This window comes from Duganella callida, from assembly GCF_004614165.1.
Taxonomy (GTDB): domain Bacteria; phylum Pseudomonadota; class Gammaproteobacteria; order Burkholderiales; family Burkholderiaceae_D; genus Rugamonas; species Rugamonas callida.
In genome coordinates this window covers 1-23,118 of record NZ_SPVG01000129.1, presented here as the reverse complement: position 1 = coordinate 23,118, position 23,118 = coordinate 1, and the positions used below count along the sequence as shown (strand labels likewise).

The 23,118-nt window shown below is 65.2% G+C and carries 22 protein-coding genes; 10 read left to right on the top strand and 12 right to left on the bottom strand.

The features are described from left to right. Positions 1-6 precede the first annotated feature (6 nt). Genes aceK through E4L98_RS12670 form a run of 4 tightly spaced genes read left to right on the top strand, consistent with a single transcriptional unit; the run spans position 7 to position 4,832 of the window. Positions 7-1,824 carry a bifunctional isocitrate dehydrogenase kinase/phosphatase gene (aceK, locus tag E4L98_RS12685; protein ID WP_135201917.1) on the top strand — a complete coding sequence of 606 codons (1,818 nt, stop codon included), beginning with the start codon at positions 7-9 and terminating at the stop codon, positions 1,822-1,824. Further along, entirely contained in the window at positions 1,817-3,016 is a 1,200-nt protein-coding gene (locus E4L98_RS12680; RefSeq protein ID WP_135201916.1) for an acetyl-CoA C-acyltransferase, read from the top strand. Before aceK ends, E4L98_RS12680 begins: the two co-directional genes overlap by 8 nt. Beyond that, positions 3,016-3,684 carry an SDR family oxidoreductase gene (locus tag E4L98_RS12675; protein ID WP_135201915.1) on the top strand — a complete coding sequence of 223 codons (669 nt, stop codon included), beginning with the start codon at positions 3,016-3,018 and terminating at the stop codon, positions 3,682-3,684. The genes E4L98_RS12680 and E4L98_RS12675 overlap by 1 nt, the downstream gene beginning before the upstream one ends. Before the next feature lie 20 nt (positions 3,685-3,704). Next, positions 3,705-4,832 carry an acyl-CoA dehydrogenase family protein gene (locus E4L98_RS12670; RefSeq protein WP_135201914.1) on the top strand — a complete coding sequence of 376 codons (1,128 nt, stop codon included), beginning with the start codon at positions 3,705-3,707 and terminating at the stop codon, positions 4,830-4,832. On the opposite strand, the gene E4L98_RS12665 is transcribed toward E4L98_RS12670, so the two are convergent. The 5 genes from E4L98_RS12665 to E4L98_RS12645 form a co-directional block, all read right to left on the bottom strand. Next, positions 4,829-5,404 carry a flavin reductase family protein gene (locus E4L98_RS12665; protein WP_135201913.1) on the bottom strand — a complete coding sequence of 192 codons (576 nt, stop codon included), beginning with the start codon at positions 5,402-5,404 and terminating at the stop codon, positions 4,829-4,831. The two genes, E4L98_RS12670 and E4L98_RS12665, sit on opposite strands and share 4 nt — an antisense overlap. A gap of 2 nt (positions 5,405-5,406) precedes the next feature. After that, entirely contained in the window at positions 5,407-6,693 is a 1,287-nt protein-coding gene (locus E4L98_RS12660; RefSeq protein ID WP_135201912.1) for an arsenic transporter, read from the bottom strand. Continuing rightward, a complete protein-coding gene (locus tag E4L98_RS12655; RefSeq protein ID WP_135201911.1) occupies positions 6,687-7,154 on the bottom strand; it encodes an arsenate reductase ArsC in 468 nt (155 codons plus the stop codon). The genes E4L98_RS12660 and E4L98_RS12655 overlap by 7 nt, the downstream gene beginning before the upstream one ends. Further along, a complete protein-coding gene (locus E4L98_RS12650; protein WP_135201910.1) occupies positions 7,151-7,471 on the bottom strand; it encodes an ArsR/SmtB family transcription factor in 321 nt (106 codons plus the stop codon). The genes E4L98_RS12655 and E4L98_RS12650 overlap by 4 nt, the downstream gene beginning before the upstream one ends. A 68-nt stretch (positions 7,472-7,539) precedes the next feature. Beyond that, complete coding sequence (locus tag E4L98_RS12645; protein ID WP_135201909.1) at positions 7,540-8,454, bottom strand: YihY/virulence factor BrkB family protein; 915 nt, start codon at positions 8,452-8,454, stop codon at positions 7,540-7,542. Between the two features lie 116 nt (positions 8,455-8,570). Between E4L98_RS12645 and E4L98_RS12640 the strand changes: the two genes are divergently transcribed. The 5 genes from E4L98_RS12640 to ampC all read left to right on the top strand — a co-directional run bounded on the left by E4L98_RS12640 (position 8,571) and on the right by ampC (position 15,339). After that, complete coding sequence (locus E4L98_RS12640; protein WP_135201908.1) at positions 8,571-9,809, top strand: spore maturation protein; 1,239 nt, start codon at positions 8,571-8,573, stop codon at positions 9,807-9,809. Then, positions 9,793-11,274 carry a D-alanyl-D-alanine carboxypeptidase/D-alanyl-D-alanine endopeptidase gene (dacB, locus tag E4L98_RS12635; protein ID WP_307722119.1) on the top strand — a complete coding sequence of 494 codons (1,482 nt, stop codon included), beginning with the start codon at positions 9,793-9,795 and terminating at the stop codon, positions 11,272-11,274. Before E4L98_RS12640 ends, dacB begins: the two co-directional genes overlap by 17 nt. A gap of 12 nt (positions 11,275-11,286) precedes the next feature. Further along, positions 11,287-12,264: an aldo/keto reductase gene (locus E4L98_RS12630; RefSeq protein WP_135201907.1), complete on the top strand. Its 978-nt coding sequence runs from the start codon at positions 11,287-11,289 to the stop codon at positions 12,262-12,264. 147 nt (positions 12,265-12,411) lie between these two features. Then, a complete protein-coding gene (blaOXA, locus tag E4L98_RS12625) occupies positions 12,412-14,163 on the top strand; it encodes a class D beta-lactamase (protein ID WP_135201906.1) in 1,752 nt (583 codons plus the stop codon). A gap of 18 nt (positions 14,164-14,181) precedes the next feature. Next, the gene (gene ampC, locus E4L98_RS12620; RefSeq protein WP_135201905.1) at positions 14,182-15,339 is read left to right on the top strand and encodes a class C beta-lactamase; all 1,158 of its coding nucleotides are present in this window, start codon (positions 14,182-14,184) and stop codon (positions 15,337-15,339) included. Here ampC and E4L98_RS12615 read toward each other — a convergent pair. From E4L98_RS12615 to E4L98_RS12585, 7 genes are all read right to left on the bottom strand, one after another. Next, positions 15,321-15,935 carry a M15 family metallopeptidase gene (locus E4L98_RS12615; protein WP_135201904.1) on the bottom strand — a complete coding sequence of 205 codons (615 nt, stop codon included), beginning with the start codon at positions 15,933-15,935 and terminating at the stop codon, positions 15,321-15,323. The two genes, ampC and E4L98_RS12615, sit on opposite strands and share 19 nt — an antisense overlap. Positions 15,936-15,943: 8 nt before the next feature. Then, positions 15,944-16,822 (bottom strand): N-acetylmuramoyl-L-alanine amidase, encoded by an 879-nt coding sequence (locus E4L98_RS12610; RefSeq protein ID WP_135201903.1) that lies wholly within the window; start codon positions 16,820-16,822, stop codon positions 15,944-15,946. Positions 16,823-16,840: 18 nt separating this feature from the next. Beyond that, entirely contained in the window at positions 16,841-17,734 is an 894-nt protein-coding gene (locus tag E4L98_RS12605) for an N-acetylglucosamine kinase (protein ID WP_135201902.1), read from the bottom strand. 2 nt (positions 17,735-17,736) lie between these two features. Further along, entirely contained in the window at positions 17,737-19,395 is a 1,659-nt protein-coding gene (locus E4L98_RS12600; protein WP_229257379.1) for a glycoside hydrolase family 10-like protein, read from the bottom strand. A 48-nt stretch (positions 19,396-19,443) separates the two neighbouring features. Next, positions 19,444-20,703: an MFS transporter gene (locus tag E4L98_RS12595; RefSeq protein WP_135201901.1), complete on the bottom strand. Its 1,260-nt coding sequence runs from the start codon at positions 20,701-20,703 to the stop codon at positions 19,444-19,446. Positions 20,704-20,803: 100 nt separating this feature from the next. Continuing rightward, entirely contained in the window at positions 20,804-21,694 is an 891-nt protein-coding gene (locus tag E4L98_RS12590; RefSeq protein WP_135201900.1) for an N-acetylmuramic acid 6-phosphate etherase, read from the bottom strand. 7 nt (positions 21,695-21,701) lie between these two features. After that, complete coding sequence (locus tag E4L98_RS12585) at positions 21,702-22,442, bottom strand: GntR family transcriptional regulator (protein WP_135201899.1); 741 nt, start codon at positions 22,440-22,442, stop codon at positions 21,702-21,704. 168 nt (positions 22,443-22,610) lie between these two features. Here E4L98_RS12585 and E4L98_RS12580 point away from each other — a divergent pair, with 168 nt between their 5' ends. Further along, a complete protein-coding gene (locus E4L98_RS12580; RefSeq protein ID WP_135201898.1) occupies positions 22,611-23,048 on the top strand; it encodes a YchJ family protein in 438 nt (145 codons plus the stop codon). Positions 23,049-23,118 lie beyond the last annotated feature (70 nt).

The window sequence follows — 23,118 nt, the reverse complement described above, 5'->3', positions numbered from 1 at the left end:
GCCGACATGACCCAGGCCGCCTTCCCGAAGCTGCTGCGTTCGCAGATTGCGTTCGACCTCGCGCGCACCATCCGCGACGGCTTCGACAAGCACTACCGCCTGTTCCGGCAGACCAGCCGGCAGGCCAAGCAGCACTTCGAGCGCGGCGCCTGGGCCGACGCGCAGCAGGCGGCGCGCGCGCGCATCGATTTCTACGACCAGCGCGTGCAGGAATGCGTGCAGTCGCTGGAAGACGAGTACGAACCGTCCGACCTGACCGATGAAGTGTGGCGCGAACTGAAGCTGCATTACATCGGCATGCTGTCCGACCACAAGCAGCCGGAGCTGGCCGAGACCTTTTTCAACTCGGTCTGCTGCAACATCCTGCACCGCCGCTACTTCCACAACGAGTTCATTTTCGTGCGGCCGGTGGTCTCCACCGACTACATCGAGACCGCCGAGCTGCGGCCGACCTACCGCGTCTACTATCCGGCCACGGACGGCCTGCATTTCACGCTCAAGCGCATCATCACCAACTTCCAGCTGGAAGCGAAATTCGCCGACCTGACGCGCGACGTGGAACAGGTCGAGGCACGTCTGCGCCAACTGTATGGCGACGCGTCCATGGAACCGAACCACCAGTTCCAGGTGCTATCCAGCCTGTTCTTCCGCAACAAGGGCGCCTACATCGTCGGCAAAAGCATCAACGGCAACCGCGTGTATCCGTTCGTGGTGCCGATCCTGCACAACAGCCGCGGAGAACTGGTGCTGGACACGGTGCTGTTCGACCCCGAGCAGATCGCCATCCTGTTCTCGTTCACGCGCGCCTACTTTTTGGTGGACATGGAAGTGCCCTCGGCCTACGTGCAGTTCCTGCGCAGCCTGATGCCGCGCAAGCCGCGCAGCGAGATCTACACCATCCTCGGCCTGCAGAAGCAGGGCAAGGCGCTGTTCTACCGCGACTACATGCAGCACCTGAAGCATTCGTCCGACCTGTTCGACATCGCGCCCGGCATCCGCGGCCTGGTGATGCTGGTGTTCGCGCTGCCTTCCTTCCCGTATGTGTTCAAGGTGATCAAGGATTTCTATCCGCCGCCGAAGGAAACCACGCGCGCGCTGGTCAAGCAGAAGTACTTGCTGGTCAAGCACCACGACCGGGTCGGCCGCATGGCCGACACACTGGAATACTCGAATGTCGCCTTCCCGCGCAGCCGCTTCAGCGAAGCGCTGCTGGCCGAACTGCGGCAGCACGCGCCGTCGCAGATCGAATACGACGGCGACCAGATCGTGATCAGGCACCTGTACATCGAGCGCCGCATGGTGCCGCTGAACATGTGGCTGTCCAGCGCCGGCAGCGAGCAGGAACTGGAACACGGCGTGCTCGAATACGGCAACGCCATCAAGGAACTGGTGGCCGCCAACATCTTCCCCGGCGATATGCTGTACAAGAATTTCGGCGTCACCCGACACCAGCGCGTGGTGTTCTACGACTACGACGAGATCGAATACATCACCGACTGCCATTTCCGCGCCATCCCCGCGCCGCGCAACGAGGAGGAGGAAATGGCGTCCGAACCGTGGTACCCGATCGGCAGGCACGATGTCTTTCCCGAACAATTCGGCAGCTTCCTGCTCGGCGATCCGAAGATACGCAAGCATTTCATGAAACACCACGCGGACCTGCTGACGCCCGAATACTGGCAGTCCCGCAAGCAGCGCATACAGGACGGCGTGGTGGAAGACGTCTTCCCTTATCCACAGCAGATCCGCTTTTATCAGCAACATCCATCCGACATTCCGGCGGTCACGCCGCCACCCTTTATGGAGACCTTAGAAAATGAATGATCCTATCGTTATCGTCGGCGCGGCCCGCACCCCCATGGGCGCCTTCCAGGGCGACTTTTCCGGCAAATCCGCGCACGACCTGGGCGCCGTGGCGATCCAGGCGGCAGTCGAACGCGCCGGCGTCGACGGCAAGCTGGTGGAGCACGTCTACTTCGGCAACTGCCTGATGGCCGGCCAGGGCCAGGCGCCGGCGCGCCAGGCGCTGTTGAAAGCCGGCCTGCCGACGTCCACCGGCGCGGTGACGCTGTCCAAGATGTGCGGCTCGGCCATGCAGGCCACCATCTTCGCGCACGACCAGCTGGTGGCCGGCAGCGCCGACATCGTGGTCGCCGGCGGCATGGAATCCATGACCAATGCCCCTTACCTGATTCCGAAAGCGCGCGGCGGTTACCGCATCGGCCACGGCATGATGTTCGATCACATGATGTACGACGGCCTGGAAGACGCCTACTCGCGCAACGAAAAGACCGGCGAAGGCCGCTCCATGGGCACCTTCGCCGAAGAGTGCTCGGCCAAGTACCAGTTCACCCGCGAAGCGCAGGATGCCTTCGCCATCGAATCGGTCAAGCGCGCGCAGGTCGCCACCAGCGAAGGCTACTTCAAGTGGGAGATCGCGCCGGTCACCGTCACCAGCCGTGCCGGCGACACCGTGATCGACAAGGACGAGGGTCCGCTGAAGGCCAAGGTCGAAAAAATTCCGACCCTGCGCGCCGCGTTCAAGAAGGACGGCACCATCACCGCCGCCTCGTCGTCGTCGATCAACGACGGCGCCGCCGCGCTGGTACTGATGCGCGAATCGAAAGCCAGGGAACTGGGCCTGCAGCCCATCGCCAAACTGCTGGGCCACGCCACCTTCGCGCAGGAGCCGGACTGGTTCACCACCGCGCCGATCGGCGCCATCGAAAGGCTGTACAGGAAAGTCGGCTGGAGCACCAGCGACGTCGACCTGTTCGAGATCAACGAAGCCTTCGCCGCCGTGCCGATGGCCGCCATGCGCGATCTCGACATCCCGCACGAGAAGGTCAACATCCATGGCGGCGCCTGCGCGCTGGGCCATCCGATCGGCGCCTCCGGCGCGCGCATCATCGTCACCCTGCTGGGCGCATTGAAACGCACCGGCGGCAAGAAGGGCGTGGCGGCGCTGTGCATCGGCGGCGGTGAAGCGACCGCGGTGGCAGTGGAGCTGATGTAATGGCGACAGCACTGGTCATCGGCGCTTCGCGCGGCATCGGCCTGGAGCTGGTGCGCCAGTACCTGAACGACGGCTGGCGCGTACTGGCCACCGCGCGAAAAAAGGAGGACTGCGAGATGCTGACCTCCCTCGGCGCAGAGGCGCACCGGCTTGACGTCACCAACGTCGAGGCCTGCGCCGGCATCGGCTGGAAGCTGGATGGCGAAGAACTGGATGTCGCCATCCTCAACGCCGGCATCTACGGCCCGCGCCAGGACGGTTTCCCGACCCAGCCCGACTTCGACGCCGTCATGCACACCAACGTGCTGGCGGCGATGCGCCTGCTGCCCATCGTCGCGCCCATGGTGTGCGCGGCGCAGGGCAAGCTGGCGGTGCTGTCCTCGCGCATGGGATCGTTGAGCGAGCGTAGCTCGTCCAGCGGCTCGCTGTACCGCGCCAGCAAGGCGGCGCTGAATTCGGTGCTGATCGATACGGCGCTGGTGTACGGCAAGCAGGGCGCCACGTGCATCGCCTTCCATCCGGGCTGGGTGCAGACCGACATGGGCGGCGCCGCCGCCGACCTGACGCCGCAACAAAGCGCGGCCGGCATCCGCCACACCCTGGCGACGCTACCCGCTTCCGAACGGGCGCAATACCGCAACTACGATGGCACCACCATCGGTTGGTAAAAAATGATAAGAGACGACACATGATACTGAGCCAGGAACACGAAATGATACGCGACGCCCTGCGCGCCTTTGCGCAGGAACGTCTGGCCCCGAACGCGGCCCGCTGGGACAAGGAGCATCACTTCCCCAAAGAGGAACTGAAGGAACTGGCCGCGCTGGGCGCCTTCGGCGTCGCCGTACCGGAGCAGCTGGGCGGCGCCGGCATGGATTACGTGTCCCTGGCCCTGGTCCTGGAGGAAATCGCCGCCGGCGACGGCGGCACCTCGACCGTCATCTCGGTCAACAACTGCCCGGTATGCAGCATCGGCATGATGTATGCGAATGCGCGGCAGAAGGAACAATGGCTGCGTCCACTGGCACAGGGCGAGATCCTGGGCGCTTTCTGCCTCACCGAGCCGCACACCGGCAGCGATGCCGCCGCGCTGCGCACCACCGCCACGCGCGACGGCGACAGCTATGTGCTGAATGGCGTCAAGCAGTTCATCACCAGCGGCAAGCATGCGGATGTGGCGATCGTGATGGCGGTGACCGACAAAGCCGCCGGCAAGAAGGGCATCAGCGCCTTCTGGGTGCCCACATCGACGCCGGGCTACATCGTGGCCGGCATCGAGCACAAGATGGGCCAGCATTCGTCCGACACCGCGCAGATCGTGTTCGAAAACTGCCGCATCCCGGCCGAGAACCTGATCGGCGAAGAGGGCCAGGGCTACAAGATCGCCTTGTCCGGGCTGGAGGGAGGCCGCATCGGCATCGCCTCGCAGTCAGTGGGCATGGCGCGCTCCGCCTACGAGGCGGCGCTGTCCTATGCGAGGGAACGTGAAAGCTTCGGCAAGCCGATCTTCGAGCATCAGTCGGTGCAGTTCAAGCTGGCCGAGATGGCGATGCAGATCGAGGCCGCGCGCCAGCTGATCCTGCACGCGGCGTCAATGAAGGACGCCGGCCTGCCCTGCCTGAAGGAAGCGGCGATGGCCAAACTGTTCGCCTCCGAAATGGCGGAGAAGGTTTGCTCCGACGCCATCCAGATCCACGGCGGCTACGGCTACGTCAGCGACTTCCCGGTGGAGCGCATCTACCGCGACGCGCGCGTATGCCAGATCTACGAGGGCACCAGCGACATCCAGAAACTGCTGATCGCCCGCGCGCTTTAAGTCTTGACGATGGCCGGCTCGCCGATGGCGTAGAAGTGGCCGCCGGCGACGTAATGCAAACTGCGCCAGCGCGGGTCGGCATGTTCGAACTGCCAGTGGCCGTCGCGGAAGACGCGTTCGTCGGCCCACGCGGCCACCACTTCGCCGATGAACAGATCGTAGGTCTGCTGGTTGTGCGGTTCCGGTATCAAGCGGCACATCAGCCAGGCCGACGAACCTTCCACCAGCGGCGCCTCGAATCCATCCATGCGAAACAGATTGGCGCCGGCCCTGGCCAGCTTGTCCGGCAGCTCGGTCAGCGTGGTGTGGCCGAGCTGATAGGTCAGATCCAGCTGGCCGACATTCGGCACCTGCAGCACGAACCAGCCGCTGTCCTCGACCAGCCTGCGCGTGGCGGTGGCCTTGTCCAGCACCACCGTCACCTTGGGCGGCGCGAAATCCAGCGCACAGGCCCAAGCCGCAGACATCACGTTCGCCACACCGCCGTGGCTGGCCGACACCAGCACCGTCGGCCCATGGTTCAGCAAGCGATACGCTTTTTCCAGCTCGACGGCCTTGATATTCGGGTTCATCCTTATCCTCCGCTGAGACGCACGGCCAGTGCCGCCAACGTCACGAATAATACCGGCAAAGTGAGGCAGATGCCGACGCGGAAATAATAGCCCCAGGAGATGCGGGTGCCCTTGTTGGCCAGCACGTGCAGCCAGAGCAGCGTGGCCAGACTGCCGATGGGCGTGATCTTGGGACCGAGGTCGCTGCCGATCACGTTCGCGTAGATCATCGCCTCGCGTGCCGCGCCTTGTGCGGTGGTCGCATCCACCGACAGGGCGCCGATCAGCACCGTCGGCAGGTTGTTCATGATGGAGGACAGGATCGCGGTGAGGAAACCGGTGCCCATCGCCGCGCCCCAAACGCCATAGTGCGCGCACCAGTCCAGCGCCGAGGTCAGATACGCCGTCAGCCCGGCGTTGCGCAGGCCATACACCACCAGATACATCCCCAGCGAGAAGATCACGATCTGCCATGGCGCGTTGATCAGCACTTCACGCGTGGAGATGCGGTGTCCGCGCGCCGCGACGATCAGCAGCACCAGCGATCCGGCCGCAGCCACCACGCAGATCGGCACCCCCAGCGGCTCGATCACGAAGAAGCCGACCAGCAGCAGGCCGAGCACCCACCAGCCGGCGATGAAGGTAGGGCGGTCGTGGATCGCCAATGCCGGCTCCTTGATCTGCGCAATGTCGTAATCGGCCGGGATATCGCGGCGGAAGAACCACATCAGCATTGCCAGCGTCGCCACGACCGCGACGATATTCACCGGCGCCATCACCGACGCGTAACGCGCGAAGCTGACGCCGAAGTAGTCGGCGGTGACGATATTCACCAGGTTGGACACCACCAGCGGCAGGCTGGCGGTATCGGCCACGAAGCCGGCCGCCATCACGAAGGCCAGCGTCGCCCGCGCCGGAAAGCGCAAGGCTTGCAGCATGGCGATCACGATCGGCGTCAGGATCAGCGCCGCGCTGTCGTTCGCGAACAGGCCGGAAACCACGGCCCCCAGCAGCACCAGCAGCATGAACAGGCGCCTGCCGCTGCCGCCGCCCCAGCGCGCCACATGCAGCGCGGCCCATTCGAAGAAGCCGGCCTTGTCCAGCAGCAGGCTGGTGACGATGATCGCCACCAGCGTCGCCGTGGCGTTCCAGATGATGTGCCACACCACCGGAATATCGCCGGCATGGATCACGCCCGCCAGCAGCGCGGCGCCCGCGCCCAGCATGGCGCTCCAGCCTATGCCCAGGCCACGCGGCTGCCAGATCACCAGCACCAGCGTGGCGATAAAGATCAGAAAAGCACTCAGCATTTGACACCCAGCGTGCCGATGCGGTCGAGTTCCGGCCGGAGATCGACGTTGCGCGGCAAGGCGAAGAAAGCCTCGATGCGCGCGCGCAGAATACGGTAGGCCTGCTCGAACGCCGCCTCGATTTCTTCCTCGCTGCCCTCCACGTGGCTCGGATCGTCCACGCCCCAGTGCGCGCGCAGCACCGGCCCCAGATAGGCCGGGCAGGTCTCGCCGGCCGCGCTGCCGCAGACCGTGATCACCAGGTCCGGTATCAGCGGCAGAGCATTCCACGACTTGCTGTAATAGCCTTCGGTCGAAATGCCTTTGCGCTGCAGCAGCGCCACCGCGCGCGGATTCAGCTGGCCCATGGGCTGGCTGCCGGCGCTGTATGCCTTCCATCCGGGCGGCGCCAGATGGTTAAACACTGCTTCACTCAACAAGGAACGGCAGGAATTGCCGGTGCACAGAAAAAGGACGTTCATGGTTTGCGTTTAATCTTGGTCGGTGCGCACGGCTTGCCGCCGCAGCAGTTTTCAGTCAAAAAGCTGATCAGGCCATACATCGCATCGGTATCCGCCGAATAGATGACAAAGCGGCCATCCTGGCGCGATGTAATCAGACCCGCATGCACCAGCTCCTTCAGGTGAAAGGATAGCGAAGACGGTGAAATAGCCAGCTGCTCGCCGATCTTGCTGGCCGCCAGCCCCTCCGGCCCGATCTGGACCAGCAGGCGGAACACCGCCAGCCGGCTTTCCTGGGCCAACGCCGCCAGCGCGGCGATAGTCTGTTGAGTATCCATGGGCCTCATGCTAACGTAAACAATTCAATATTTCAAATAACATTGAAATGTAAACTACCTGAAAGAGATTATTTCGGCACGGTTTCGGTGGTCATCGGCTGGGGCGCGCGGGTCGGACGTTCACGGCCCACGCGCTCGAATTCGGAAATCACCTGGGCACCGAACAGCAGCAGCGTGGCACCGATCTCCAGGCTGAACATGATGATGATGGCGGTGGTCATGGAGCCGTACACCACGCTCACCTGCGACAAGGTGGTGAAATACCAGACCAGGATGCGGCGCGCCACTTCCCACAGCAACGCCGCCGTCACGCCGCCGATCAGCGCATGCGACACCGACAGCCGCCCGACCGGCATCACCAGGTAGATCGACGACAGCACCAGCACCTCGCCGGCGAGACCCAGCAGGTACAGCAGCGCCCCCGACACGCCGTGCAGCGACCAGCGGTAGCCGAACAGCTGCACGCTCTCCTCGCCCAGCACCTGCAGACTGCCGGCCACCAGCGTGACGATCAGCATGCCCGCGCCCAGCGACAGGATGTAACAGTAGGGCATCAGCGCGGAAATCAGGAAATGCCGGCGCCGTATCGCCACCCGGTGCTTGAAGATCACGCACATCGCATTTTCCAGCACCGTGAACGCCAGTGAGCTGAAAAACACCATCGACACCAGCAGCACTCCGCTCACCAGATCGCGGTGCTCGATGAAATGCGCGACCTCACCGACGATGGGCGTGGACTGCCCCGGCACCAGCCAGTTCAGGTAACGCGCCACGGTGCGCAGCAGTTCGTCCTGGTCGATCACATGCGACAGCGCCACCACCACCAGCATCAGCAGGGGCACGATGGAAAGCAGCGAGTAATACGCCACCGCCCCCGCCAGCAGCAAACCCTGGTTGGCGCGGAAACCCTTGAGGCATTGCAGTGTGAAGTCCATCGGGTGCATCGCCACATAGGCGAGCGCCCTGCGATTGAATAGTCTCATCCCTCCATTGTACGCCGGGAAGCCGGCGGTCAGTGTGCGTCAACGTCCAGATCGGGCCAGTTGCGCGAGGGCGCATCCGCTATACTCTGCAAGTCACCACTGAAAAAAAATCCGCAATGTCGCTCAACTACATCTGGTCCGGTTTTTTCCTGGTCGGCTTCCTGGCCGCGCTGGCACAGTTCCTTTTCCTGGGCGACACGGAAATTTTCAAGCGCATCATCGACGGCACCTTCGACTCGGCCAAATCCGGCGTGATGGACATCGCGCTGCCGCTGGCCGGCGTGATGACGCTCTGGCTGGGCATCATGAACATCGGCGAAAAGGCCGGCGCCATCGACCTGCTGGCGCGCGTGATTTCCCCCTTCTTCTCGCGCATCTTCCCCGGCGTGCCGAAGCAGCATCCGGCCACCGGCCACATGGTGATGAACTTTTCGGCCAACCTGCTGGGGCTCGACAACGCCGCCACCCCGTTCGGCCTGAAGGCGATGGAAAGCCTGCAGACCCTTAACCCCAGCAAGGATGAGCCGACCGACGCCCAGATCATGTTCCTAGTGCTGCACACCTCCGGCCTGACGCTGATCCCGCTGGCGATCATGGCGCAGCGTTCCATCCTGGGCGCGGCCGATCCCTCGGACATCTTCATTCCCTGCCTGATCGCCACCTACGTCGCCACCGTCACCGGCATCATCGCGGTGGCCATCCGCCAGCGCATCAACCTGTTCGACCGCGTGGTCATGGGCTGGCTGGGCGGCATCACCGCCTGCATCGCGGGCGTGATCTGGTACTTCACCCAGCATCTGACCAAGACCGAAATCGAAACCGTCTCCAAGGTGTTCAGCAACCTGGTGCTGATCGTGGTGATCGCCGGTTTCATCATCGGTGCGCTGCGCAAGAAGGTGAATGTCTATGAGGCGTTCATCGAAGGCGCCAAAGGTGGCATCCAGACCTCGATCACCGTGATCCCGTACCTGGTCGGCATGCTGGTGGCGATCAGCGTGATCCGCAACGCCGGCGTATTCGGCTTCGTGGTCGACGGTTTCAGCTGGCTGTTCGGCCATCTGGGTGTCAACACCGATTTCGTGCCGGCGCTGCCGACCGCGCTGATGAAGCCTTTGAGCGGCAGCGCCGCCAAGGCGATGATGATCGACACCATGCGCACCTATGGCGTCGATTCCTTCGTCGGCCGGCTGGCCTGCGTGTTCCAGGGCTCGGCCGACACCACCTTCTACATCGTCGCGCTGTATTTCGGCTCGGTCGGCATCCGCAAGACGCGCTACGCGATCTCCTGCGGCCTGATCGCCGATTTCGCCGGCGTGATTGCCGCGATCGCGGTGGCCTATGTCTTCTTCCACTAACATGATACGTCGTCTTATTTTTGCCGCCCTGCTGGCTACCGGCGCGGCCCGTGCGCAGCTGCCGGAACCGGTGGCGCAACTGATGCAGTCTTCCGGCATTCCGCAGCAGGCGGCCGGCATCGTCGTCATCCGCGGCGATACGCTGCTGGTGTCGCACAACGCCACCCAGAGCATGCAGCCGGCATCCACCATGAAGCTGTTCACCACCATGACGGCGCTGGAGCAGCTCGGCCCCGCATTCCGCGGCCGCACCGAGTTGCGCAGCGGCGCCGAGGTGGTGAACGGCGTGCTGCAGGGCGATCTGCTGGTGAAAGGCGGCGCCGATGCGGACCTGAACGAAGACGCCATCACCCACATGCTGCAAGCGCTGCGCAACCAGGGCATACGCCGCATCAAGGGCGACATCGTGCTGGACCGCCTGCTGTTCACACCCGCGAGACCGGACGTCGGCCAGCCGCCGTTCGACGAATATCCCTGGGCCTATTACAACGTCATCCCCAACGCGCTGCTGGCCAACACCAACCTGCTGAAAGTGGAAATGCGCGCCAGCGGCGACAAGCTGTCGCTGGCGATGACACCGGAACTGGACAAGGTTGCCATCCGCTCGGAACTGAAATTGATCAACGCACCGTGCAGCAGCTGGGAAAACGGCTGGCGCCCGCCGGAGGCCTCCCGCACCGGCGACCGCATCGAGGTCGTTTTGCATGGCACCTTCCCCAGGGACTGCGTCAAGACGACCAGCGTCAACGTCCTCGATAGCCATGACTACCTGGCGCGCCTGCTGTTGGCCGGCTGGCGCAAGCTGGGCGGCTCGATCGGCGGCGAAGTACGCGAAGCCGCGCCGCCGTCGCCCGAGGCGCCGCCCGCCGCCGACACCCGCCTGCTGGCCGACCACGTCTCGCGCGCGCTGCCGGAAATCCTGCGCGACACCAACAAGCAATCCGACAACACCCTGGCCCGCATGTTGTTCCTCAGCCTGGGCAGCCTGGAAGCCGATGCGGCGCTGGGCAGTCGCGCGCTGGCCCCGGACGGCAACGCCGCCAGCACTGCCATGCGCGCCGAAAGCGCCATCCACGCCTGGCTGGCGCAGCACAACATCGACGGCAATGGTCTGGTGCTGGACAACGGCTCCGGCCTGTCGCGCGTCGAACGGGCCACGCCGGCGCAATTGGCCGGCGTGCTGCAGGCCGGTCTGCACAGCTTGTGGATGCCGGAATTCCTGTCCAGCCTTCCCATCGCCGCCACCGACGGCACCATGCGCCGCCGCCTCAAGGACAGTCCAGCCGCGCTGCGCGCGCGCATAAAAACTGGTAGCCTGAACGGCGTCATCGCCATCGCCGGCTATGTGCAGGATGCCCGTAATCAGCCGGTGATCGTGGTCGGCATCCTCAACGACGAACACGTGGCCAACGGCGCCGGACGCGCCGTGCTGGACGCGCTGATCGACTGGGTGGCGCGCAACTAATCGGGAGCCAACATGAAACAACGCGCATTAGGCAAGCAGGGATTGATCGTTTCGGCCGAGGGGCTGGGCTGCATGGGCATGAGCCATGCCTATGGCGACGCCGACGAGGCGGAGTCCATCGCCACACTGCACCGCGCCATCGACCTCGGTATCAACTTCTTCGATACGGCCGAGGTGTATGGGCCGTACACCAATGAGGAACTGCTGGGTCGCGCCTTCAAGGGCCGCCGCGGTGAAGTCATCCTGGCCACCAAGTTCGGCTTCGATATCCGCGACGGCGCCAGCGTGGGCGTCACCAGCGATCCGGCGCGGATCCGCCTCAAGGTGGAAGCCTCGCTGCGCCGCCTCGGCACCGACCATATCGATCTGCTGTACCAGCACCGCATCGATCCCAAGGTGCCGATCGAGGACGTGGTCGGCGTGATGAGCGCACTGGTACAGGAAGGGAAGGTGCGTTACCTCGGCCTGTCGGAAGCGGGCGTGAGCAACATCCGCCGCGCCCACGCCGTGCATCCGATCAGCGCCCTGCAAAGCGAATACTCGCTGTGGGAACGCAATCTGGAAGACGACATCATCCCGGTGCTGCGCGAGCTGGGCATCGGCCTGGTGCCGTTCAGCCCTCTGGGACGCGGCTTCCTGGCCGGAACGGCGAAACGCGCGGAAGAGTATCCGCCCACCGATTTTCGCCACCAGGACCCGCGCATGCAGGGCGCTAACTTCGACGCCAATATGGCCGCCGCCCAGGCGGTGCGCGATCTGGCCGCCGCGCGCGGCGTGGCGCCGGGCCAGATGGCGCTGGCCTGGGTGCTGCACCAGGGCGAGGACATCGTGCCGATCCCGGGCACGCGCCGCCGCGGCAATCTGGAACAGAACGCCGCCGCTGCCGAAATCGCGCTCAGCGACGGCGAGATCGCCGCGCTGGAAGACGCGCTGAAACAGGTCGCCGGCCCACGCTACAGCGCGGAGCGGATGGTGACCGTGGACCGCTAAGCCTGTCGTTCCCGCGCAAGCGGGTAGCCCTGCCGGGCATCGGTCGGGCAGCAAATGGAAGCACGCTTAAACGGCAGCGACAGGGCGCTTGACCTGCTTGCGACAACTGTCGCATAATGGTGGCAACAGTCGCACGCGGAGTATTCCATGGCTATTTCACCCACCTTGATCGACCTGCTGGCCTTGCGCTTTGTGCTGGCCAGCGGCGTTTGCGTCGCCGCTGGAGCGGCCGTGTGGGCGGTGATGACGCTGTGCCGCCGTTGGCTGCCCGGCGTCGCCGCCCAGCGGTCGGTGTGGCTGGCGGGCCAGTGCACCATTGCCGCCGCTTTCGTGCTGGTGCTGCTGCCGCAGAACGAACGTCTGCGCCTGCTGCCGCCGATCGATGTCGAAAGCTTGAGCGCCACCGGCGCGCCCGCAGGCGCCAGCGTCGCCGCGCCAGCGCCTGACAATGCGGCGAATGTCGTGTCGGAGCCGCCGGTCGGACGCTCCTGGCCAGCATGGGGCGCCCAAGCCTGGCTGCTGGTGTACGCGCTCGGCCTGGGTTATACCGCCATACAGCTGCTGCAAGCCGGGCGCGCGCTGCGCGGTCTGGCGGCGGCCGGCGATGCGCGCCATGGCGACGGGGTGCAACTGATCGAGGTCGCCGCGCCCATCTCGCCCATGCTGTTTGGCCTGCTGAAACCGCGGTTGCTGCTGCCACGCCATCTGCGCGACTTCGACGCCTCCCAGCGCCAGCTGATCCTCGAACACGAGCTGACCCACCTGCGCCGCCGCGACCTGCACTGGGCCGGCGCCGGGCTGCTGCTGCAGACCGTCTTCTGGTTCAACCCCTTCATGCGCCTGCTGCGCAAGCGCTTGTCCTGGGCGCAGGAGCTGGGCTGCGACAGCGACGTGCTGCAAGGCCGTCCGCCCGCCCAGCGCCGGGCCTATGCGGCCGCGCTGGTGGCGCAACTGAGGCTGCAGCAGCAGGCACTGCCCACCGCGCTGGCATTCAGCGCCGCCAACAACGCCGGCGCCGTCGCCGGCCGGATCGCCCTGATCCGCGATCCCGCCGCCGCACCGCGCAGCCGCTGGACGCGCATCGCGGCGGCGGCCGGGCTGTCCGCCGTGCTGGCAGCCAGCTTCGCCTTCCAGCCGACGCTGGCCACGCCCTCGGCCAGCGAACTGTCATGCACCGCGCTGGTGGACGCCGCCAGTGGCCGGCGCCTGCGTTACGACGGCCAGTGCGACGAACGCGCCACGCCGGCATCGACCTTCAACATCGCGGTCGCGCTGATGGGCTACGACAGCGGTATCCTGCACGACGAGCATGCGCCGGTGATTCCCTACAAATCCAGCTACACCACCTGGAACCACGAGGAATGGCGCACCGACACCGATCCATCGACCTGGATCATCAACTCCACGCTGTGGTACGCGCAACAGGTGGCGACGCGCATGGGCGAGGAACGCTTCCAGCGCTACGTCGAAGGTTTCGGCTACGGCAACCGCGACGTCTCCGGCGATGCGGGCAAACACAATGGCCTGACGCAATCGTGGGTGGAATCGTCGTTGCAGATTTCCGCCGCCGAGCAGGTCGAATTCATGCGTCGTATCGTCAACCGCCAGCTGCCAGTTTCCGGCAAGGCGTACGAGATGACCGCCCGCATCCTGCACCCGCAGACGCTGTCCAACGGCTGGACCATCTACGGCAAGACCGGCACCGCCTCGCCGGTACTGGCCGACGGCCGTGACGACGGCACCCGCCAATACGGCTGGTACGTCGGCTGGGCCACCAAGGGCGGGCGCACCATCGTATTCGCCCGCATGATGCTCGACCACCGACAGGAAACCTACGCCGGCCTGCGCGTCAAACAAGCCTTCCTGCGCGACGTCGCCTCACAGCTCGACAAGCTTTAACCACCACCAGAGGAAAACATGTCCCTACCGAGCCGCCTGGCAATCGCCATCGCAGCATGCTGCTGCACATCCGTTGCATTTGCCGCCGACCTGCGCACCGTCGTCGACCAGGCCATCCAGCCGCTGCTGAAGAAATACGATGTTCCCGGCATCGCCGTCGCCATCACGGTCGATGGCAAGCCTTCCTACTTCAGCTACGGCGTCGCCTCCAGGCAGGACGGCACGCCAGTCAGCGAGAACACGCTGTTCGAGCTGGGCTCCGTCAGCAAGACCTTCACCGCCACCATGGCCGCATATGCGCTGGTGCAGGGCAAGCTGTCGCTGGACGATCATCCGGGCCGCTACATGCCGCAGCTGAAAGGCAGCGCGCTCGATCAGGCGACGGTGCTCAATTTCGGCACCTACACCGCCGGCGGCCTGCCGTTGCAATTCCCGGAGGCGGTGAGCAATGACGAGCAGCACATGCTGTCCTACTTCCGCAACTTCAAACCGAAGGCGACGCCAGGCCAGATGCGCCAGTATTCCAATCCCAGCCTGGGCATGTTCGGCCATCTGGCCGGTCTGGCATTGAAGGAAGCCCCGGCCGACGTGATCGAAAAACAGATCCTGCCCAGGCTGGGCATGCAGCACACCTACATCCGCATGCCGCAAAGCGCGCTGCCGGATTATGCCTGGGGCTACAACGACGGCAACAAGCCGACACGCATGCGCGACGACCTGTTTTCGGTGGAAGCCTACGGCGTGCGCTCCAGCAGTGCGGACATGATCCGCTACGTGCAGGCGCAAATCGATCCGGGCCAACTGGATGCTACGCTGCGCCGGGCGATCGAAGGCACGCACGTCGGCTACTTCCGCATCCGCGGCATGGTGCAGGGACTGGGCTGGGAACAATACGCTTATCCGGTCGCGCTGGAACAGCTACAGGACGGCAATTCCAACACCATGAGCCGGCAGCTCAACCCGGCCACGCGTCTGACGCCGCCAGTACAGGCACCGGCCGCCACCTGGTTCAACAAAACCGGTGCGACGAACGGCTTCAGTTCCTATGTGGCGTTTGTACCGGAGAAGAAGATCGGCATCGTGATCCTGGCGAACCGGAACTACCCCATCCCGGCGCGTATCCAGGCGGCGTATCGGATCCTGTCGCAGCTGGCCGATCAGAGCACGCGCAAGTAGCGCTTGCGTACCTCGGTGCGGTCGCCGCAGTCGAAGTGCCACCACTCGCTGCGGATGCCCTGCCAGCCGTTGTGCTGCATGGCGTCGCGCAGCCAGCGGCGGTGCTCCAGCTGTTGCGCGGTCAGCTCGCCGCGCGCCAGCAATTCGTCTTCCAGCGCCGGATGCGAGCGTTCGCTGAGGTCATCGAAGCCGGTGCCCATGTCCAGTTCGCGGCCATGCGCGTCCAGCAGCGTGAGGTCCAGCGCCATGCCGAAGGAATGGATGGAGCCGCGTGTCGGCTCGGCGATGTAACCCAACAGTTCCGTGCCTTGCAGGGCGGCCCACAACTGCTCCTGCACGCGCTGCGGACGCAAGGCGTCCAATACCAGCAGCTGGCAGGCCGGCTGGCGGGCGGCCAGCCAGGCGACGGCCCGCTCCAGCGCCGCGGCGGCGTCCTTGTGCAGCCAGGCGCAATCGAGCGGCGAATACAGATCGCGGCCGACGAAGTTGTCGGCCGTGGCATAGCGCAGATCGACCGCGATGCCGGCAATGCTGTCGAGCCGGCGGAAATCCGCATGGCCGGGGATCGCTTCGCAAGGCAGCGTCGTCGCGCTCATGAGCACACTTAATTCGACTCGGACGGCACGTCCGGCTGGGCCGGAGACGCCGGAGTGACCGGCAACGTCGCAGCCGGTGGAGGCAGCTGCGGCACGGGGCTGGTCAGCACATCCATCATGGCCGCCGTCTCGGCGTCCGGCGTGCCGTCGTACAGCGACGGCCGGTACTTGGTCTGGAATACCGCGATCACGTTGCGTGTGGCCTGATCCAGCTCACCGTTCTGCGGCACCGCATAGCCTATCTCGGCCAGCTTGCGCTGGAACCAGCTCACCTCCGGCAGCTGTTCCTGGAAGCCCGCCATGCGCGCCGTCACGCGGCTCGGCTCCGGCCAGGGAATCAATCCCGCATCGGCCAGCTGCTTCCACGGGAACATCGGCCCCGGATCCTGCTTGCGCTGCGGCGCGATGTCGTTATGTCCGAGGATGTTCCCGAACGGGATGTTGTGGCGCTTGACGATATCCTTCAGCAGCGGAATCAGTTGATCGATCTGCGCCTGCTGGAATGGCGCATACACGCGGCCCTGCGGCGTCTCCCTGAACCCCGGGTTGACGATCTCGATGCCGATCGACGCGGCATTCAGCTGGTTGTAGATCTTCCAGTTGCTGTAACCCGCATGATTGGCCTGGCGCGACTCGTCCACCAGCGTATAGAAGAACGGCGGACTGGTATCGGTCAGCAGATAATGCGCGCTCACCTGCGTGCCGTTGGCCAGCGTGTTGATCGACCGTGGCAGATCGCTCACCGTGTAATGCAGGATCACATACTTGATGCGCTCACTCTGCGCGCGTGCTGTCAGCGAATGGTCGAAGCGCGGCGCATCGGGCGGCGGCACGGTGGCGCAACCGGCCACCAGGGCGGTCAGGGCGAGCAGGGGGACTATCTTCATAAACGTCTCGGCAACGATTCAATCATGGGAGTGTAGAGCAATCCGCGCCGCCGCGTGGTGCGCCAGCGTACTCCGCTGCGTCAGCGGCAGATCCGCCGGCAGCGCGGCGCGCATGCTCTGAGCGATCAGCGGATGCAGTTGCGCGGCGCGGCCGCCCAGCACGATCGGACGTGCGCCATGGCGGCGCACCAGCGCCAGTGCGATGCGCGCCAGCTCCCGGCCGGCCTGTTCGAGGATGCCGCGCGCCACCGGATCGGCATCGGCCGCCGCGGCGACGGCCAGCGCCAGCTGCCCGACGGCGCCGCGTTCCTGGCCGTGAAAGAAGCGCCGCGACAAGGTCCAGTCGCTGCCGCCGACCTGCGCAAACACCGCGCGCGCCATGGCCGACTGCTGCCAGATGCCCGGCTGCTCATCCTCGTTGCGCCAGACGTGACGCATGGCCTCGCGCGCGATCCAGTAGCCGCCGCCGCCGTCATCGAGCGTCACGCCGCGTCCCCCGGCCCGGTGGAACTGGCCTTCCGCATCGATCCAGGCGGCGATCGAACCGGTGCCGGCGTAGACCAGATAGCCTTCGCCGGGCGCAAAGCTGTCCAGATATGCGATCTCCACATCGCTGCGCACACTGATGGCCGCCGGCGCGAGGGCCAGCGCCGCGGCCAGCATCTGCGCGGCCTGCGTGCCGACGCCGTCGAAACCCGTCAGACCGGCGCAAACGCGCACCGGCCGTCCGGCCGCCAGCACCTGCGCCGCCAGCATGGCGAACACGCCGCGCACCGCATCGCGCCCGGCATCGCTGCCAAGCTGCATGGCCGACATGCCGCCCACGCTGCCCTCCGCGACAATGCTGCCGGCCGCATCGACCAGCGCCCAGCGGGTCCGCGTGCCGCCCGCATCGATACCGAGACCGTGCATCCTCAACTCCGCGCGTAGACGTTGATACGTTCGCTCTCATTGCCCAGGCGGTCGACCGCGCTGACCACCACCATCTGCGCCGCGCCGCCGGCGGCATCGTCGGCCAGCAGCAGCACCGGCCGCGACGCCGGCGCCACCGCAAAGCGCCATTCGTTCCCGTAGCGCGACCAGATCGCATAATGCGTGGCGGGCTTGCCGCCGCCCGGCGACAGCTTGAGGGCCACGCCATTGCTCTCGCGGCGCGCCGCCGCCTGCGGCGCCCCTGGCGGCTCGGCGCCCAACCATGGCGTCGGCGGCGTCAGCGCGGCGGTCTGATAGGCCTGCGTGCGCAGCTGATCGGCGATGCCCTTGCGGTTTTCCATCAGCGCCGCGATCGAGAAATGCAGATGGCCGCGCACACCGTTGCGGCTGCGCGTGACGCCGATCTGCTTGACGATTTCCTCCGGCGCGAAAGCCTTGGCGCTATTGTCGATGCGGCTGGTGTACAGGCCGGGCCAGACGTGGCGCGCGCGCGTGTTCTGCGCCAGCCAGTAATCGAGCAGCACATCGAACGCCTGCGGCGCCTGCGCCACCGGCCAATACAGCTGCGGCGCCAGATAATCGAGCCAGCCGTTGGCCAGCCACAGCTCCGCGTCCGCATACAGCTTGTCGTACTGGCTGAAACCGACGATGCCGGGCGGCCGCTTGTCCGGGCGGCCGATGCCGAACGGGCTGATACCGAAACGCACCCAGGCCTTCTCCTTGCGGATGCCCGTGTACATCGCTTCGATCAGCGCATTGACGTTCTGGCGGCGCCAGTGCGCGCGGTCCAGCGTACCGCCGCCGAGCAGATAGCGCTGCCACGACGGCTGGTCCGGGAATTCCAGCTCCTGCCGCGCGCCGACGCCGGCGTCCAGCGCCACGCCTTCCGGCCCGGCCGCATTCGCCGTATCGATGGGGTAGGGGTAGAAGTAATCGTCGATGTGTACGCCGTCGATATCGTAGCGGTGCACCACATCCAGCACCACGTCCAGCGTGTGCTGCGACGCGGCGGCTTCGCCCGGGTCCATCCACAGATAACGGCCGTAGGGCTTCACCACGTCCGGGCGGCGGCGCGCGATGTGATTGGCGGCCAGCGGCGTCCTGGCGGTGGCGTGACGCGCGCGGTAGGGATTGAACCAGGCGTGCAGCTCCAGCCCGCGCGCGTGCGCCTGCTCGATCCAGAACTGCAGCGGGTCCCACGCTGGCGCCGGCGGCCGGCCCTGCTGGCCGGTGAGGAATTCCGACCACGGCTCCAGCTCGGACGGATAAATCGCATCGGCGCTGGGGCGCACCTGCAGCACGATCGCATTCAGATTCAGCAGCCTGGCGCGATCCAGTATCGCCAGCGCCTCCGCTTGCTGTTTTGCCACCGGCAGATTGCCGCGGCTGGGCCAGTCGATATTGGCCACGGTCGATACCCAGGCGGCGCGGAACTCGCGCGGCGCCGGTGGCGGCACGCGCGGATCGGCGGGCGGAGCGGGCGGGACCGAGGCCACCGGCGCGCCCGGCGCCGGCGGCAAGGCGGGCGCCGATGGCGACATCGGCGGCACGGGCGTACTGGAACACCCCTCAAGCAGCGCCGCCAGGCCAGCCGCCACGCCGGCCGACAAGGTCAGCCGCTTCTTCGCATTGAAAACCACAACCGCTCTCCGAATCAGTAGAGACCGTATTGTAATGCGCCGATCCGGCTATTTCCTGCCGAATTCAAGCGGAATGCGCACCAATGCCGTCATGGCAAACGCGGGCAGGGTGGAAATGCAGGCCCAGATGAAGAAATTCTGATAACCGAGCTGCTGCTGTATCCAGCCGCTGACCATCCCCGGCAACATCATGCCGAGGGCCATGAAGCCGGTGCACATCGCATAGTGGGCGGTCTTGTGCTCGCCGTCGGCGACCAGCACCATGTACAGCAGGAACGCGGCAAAGCCGAAGCCATAGCCGAACTGCTCGATCGCCAGGCAGGCCGCGATCACGGTCAGATGGCTGGGCAGCGCCGTGGCCAGATACACGAACACCAGGTCCGGCACGTGCATGATGAACACCATCGGCCAGATCGCCCGCTTGAGGCCGAAACGCGACACCACCACCCCGCCGGCCAGTCCGCCCAGCACCAGCGCGCAGACGCCGATGGTGCCGTACACCAGGCCAAACTCCGAGGTAGTGAGCCCGAGGCCGCCCCGGTCGCGCGGATCGAGCAGAAACGGCGCGGCCATCTTCAACAGCTGCGCCTCGCCGAGGCGGTACAGCAGCAGAAATCCCAGCGTGGCGACGATGCCCGGCTTCTGGAAAAAGCTGCGGAAGGTCTGCACGAAATCGCGCCACAGCGCGCCGCCGGCCGTATGCCGATGATCCGCATCGGGCCGCGGCAGCATCCACTGATGCCAGCCGCACAAGCCCAGAAACAGCAGCGCCAGCAGGCCGAAGACGATGGACCAGGCATGCGCCGGATCGCCGGTAGACAGGATCAACGCCCCGGCGACATAAACGATACCACCCTGCCCGCCTATCATCGCCAGCTTGTAAAACGCGCTGCGCACGCCGACAAACGCCGCCTGCTGACGCTGGGTGGGCAGGCCGAGCATATAAAAACCATCGGAAGCGATATCGTGGGTGGCCGAAGCAAACGCCAACAGCCAGAAGATGACCAAGGTCCAGCGGAAGAAATCGGGCAGGTGCAACGTCAGCGCCACGGATGCCAGACCGGCGGCGCCGGCCAGCTGCATCAGCACCGTCCAGCGCCGCTTGGTGCCGAACAACTCCAGCACAGGCGACCACAACGGCTTCACCACCCAGGGCAGGTACAGCCACGCCGTATAAAACGCCAGATCGGCATTCGAAATCCCGAGATTCTTGTACATCACGGTCGACAACATCATCGCCGCGACATACGGCACACCCTGGCTGAAAGAAACACTGGGCACCCAGGCCCAGGCACTACGTCGTTGCATAAAAACACTCCGGGGTCAGTTCTGCCAATCGCACACAAGCTGAACTGTAACAGTGTCTTACGGCGCAGCTCGTGTGCGATTGGCAGAACTGACCCCGGATTTACGATTCCTTCTTCGTCAGCGCCGCGCGCACATTGCCGTGGGTTGCATCGAGCTGGGCTTGCGCCTCTGCGGCTGTCTGTTTTTTCAGCAGCATGAGCATGGCCAGCTTGACCTGGTACTGGCATTGTTCCAGCGCCGCGCGCGCGGCGGCGGCGTCGGCGCCGGTGGCGTGCACGGTCAGCCGCACGGCGCGCTCGACCAGCTTGGCGTTGGTGGCCTGGAGGTCGACCATCAGATTGCCGTAGACCTTGTGCAGCCTGACCATCAGTGCACTCGACAGGGTATTCAGCACGATTTTCTGCGCCGTGCCGGCCTTTAGCCGCGTGCTGCCGGAAATCACTTCCGCCCCGGTGTCGAGCAGGATGCCGACATCGGCGCCAGTCAGCAACGGTGTCCGCGCATTGTTGGCGATGCCTACCGTGAAGGCGCCCACCGTGCGCGCCGCCTGCATCGCGCCCAGCACATAGGGCGTGGTGCCGGAGGCCGCCACCAGCAGCAGCACGTCGTTGTAGGTGGGATACAGCAGGCGCAGGTCGGCGGCGCCTTTGTTGAGGTCGTCTTCGGCGCCTTCGACCGCCTCGAACATCGCGCCCAGGCCGCCGGCCAGCAGGGCTTTGGCGCGCTCGCGCGGCCAGGAGAAGGTCGGGTACAGTTCCACGCTGTCCAGCACGCCCAGCCGTCCCGAGGTGCCGGCGCCGGCGTAGATCAAGCGCCCGCCGGCGGCGATGCGCGGCGCCATCGCCTCCACCGCGGCGCAGATGCTGGCCGAAGCCGCCTTCACGGCGGCCACTGCCTGCGCCTGGTCCTCTACCAATGCATCGACCAAGGCCTCCACCGGGTAGAGGTCCAGCTGTGCGTGCTGCGTACTCGGCGTCTCGGTCTTGAGCATAGACGGGTTATGTTGCGCGGCGCATCTCCGCCACGAAGTCGTAGTGATCGCTGTGGCAATATGAATGGGTCAGCTCCATGGCTTCGCCCGATTCCAGGTACGCCACGCGGGTGATGTACAGCACGGCCTGACCTTCCGGCACGCCCAGCTGCTTGGCCAGCTCGGCCGACGCGTTCATCGCGCGGATGTGCTGCAAGGCGCGCGCCGGCGCCTTGTTGATGCTTTCCAAATACTGGTACAGCGAATTGCCGACGGCGTTCGGGTCGTTCAGCACCGTCTGCGGCAGCACCGACACTTCATACGCCATCACCACGTCGTCGGCCAGACGCAGACGTTCCAGCCGCGCCACCTTGGAATACGGCGACAGGCCCAGGCTCAGTTGCTCCTCCGGCGTCGGCGTCACGATCGCCCGCTTGAGCCAGCGCGAACCGGGGATGTGGCCACGCTGCTGCAATTGCTCGGAAAAACTGGTGAGGTTGGACAGCGGCTGCTCGATGCGCGGCGCGATATAGTTGCCGGAACCGCGACGGCGCACCACCAGTCCCTGGTCCACCAGCTGGTCGATAGCCTTGCGCGCGGTCACGCGCGAAACGTTTAACAGTTCCGACAAGGTCCGTTCCGACGGCAGCGCCTGGTCCACCTGATAGCGGCCATTGAGCACATCGTCGCTCAACTTGCGTGCAATTTGCATGTACAACGGCGAACTGTCGTTGGCATCCGCCTTGAATTCAAAACTGGTCTGGCTCATTCATTTCTCCTCACATCCCGTAGTGTAATAGCGATGGGGTAAACGTGTGCGCCGCACGGGATGTGAAATTACAAGATTTATACATGTAGCATAACGCGAGACCCGGCGGAGCGCGCATATTTGGCGGATAATGCGGGGTTTGCATCACCAGCCCAGACTGTTTCCACCATGTCCAAGAAGTCCACCGCGCCCGCTGGCTGCCCCTGCGGCGGCCCCTCGCTGGCCACCTGCTGCGGACCGTATATCGACGGCACGGCCATCCCGCCGAGCGCGGAAGCGCTGATGCGCTCGCGCTATACCGCCTACGTCCAGCATAACGAGCCCTACCTGCTGGCCACCTGGCACGCCAGCACCCGTCCCACCGAGCCCATCATGAGTGACGACGAAAAGCTGCAATGGCTGGGACTTGAGGTAAAATCCGCTTTACGTTTACGTCAACGTAAAGCAGATGACGCCGATCCCGACCGGGACGTGGTGGAATTTGTCGCCCGCTTCAAGATCAATGGCCGGGCGCAGCGTCTGCACGAAGTCAGCAATTTTGTACGCGAACCGGCGGCAGGAGGAGACCCGCGCTGGTTTTACGTTGACGGTAGTTTTCCAGAATAATCATGACAATTCGGGGTCAGAGCCGACATTCGGACATTGCATCGCGCGCGATGCAATGTCCGAATGTGTC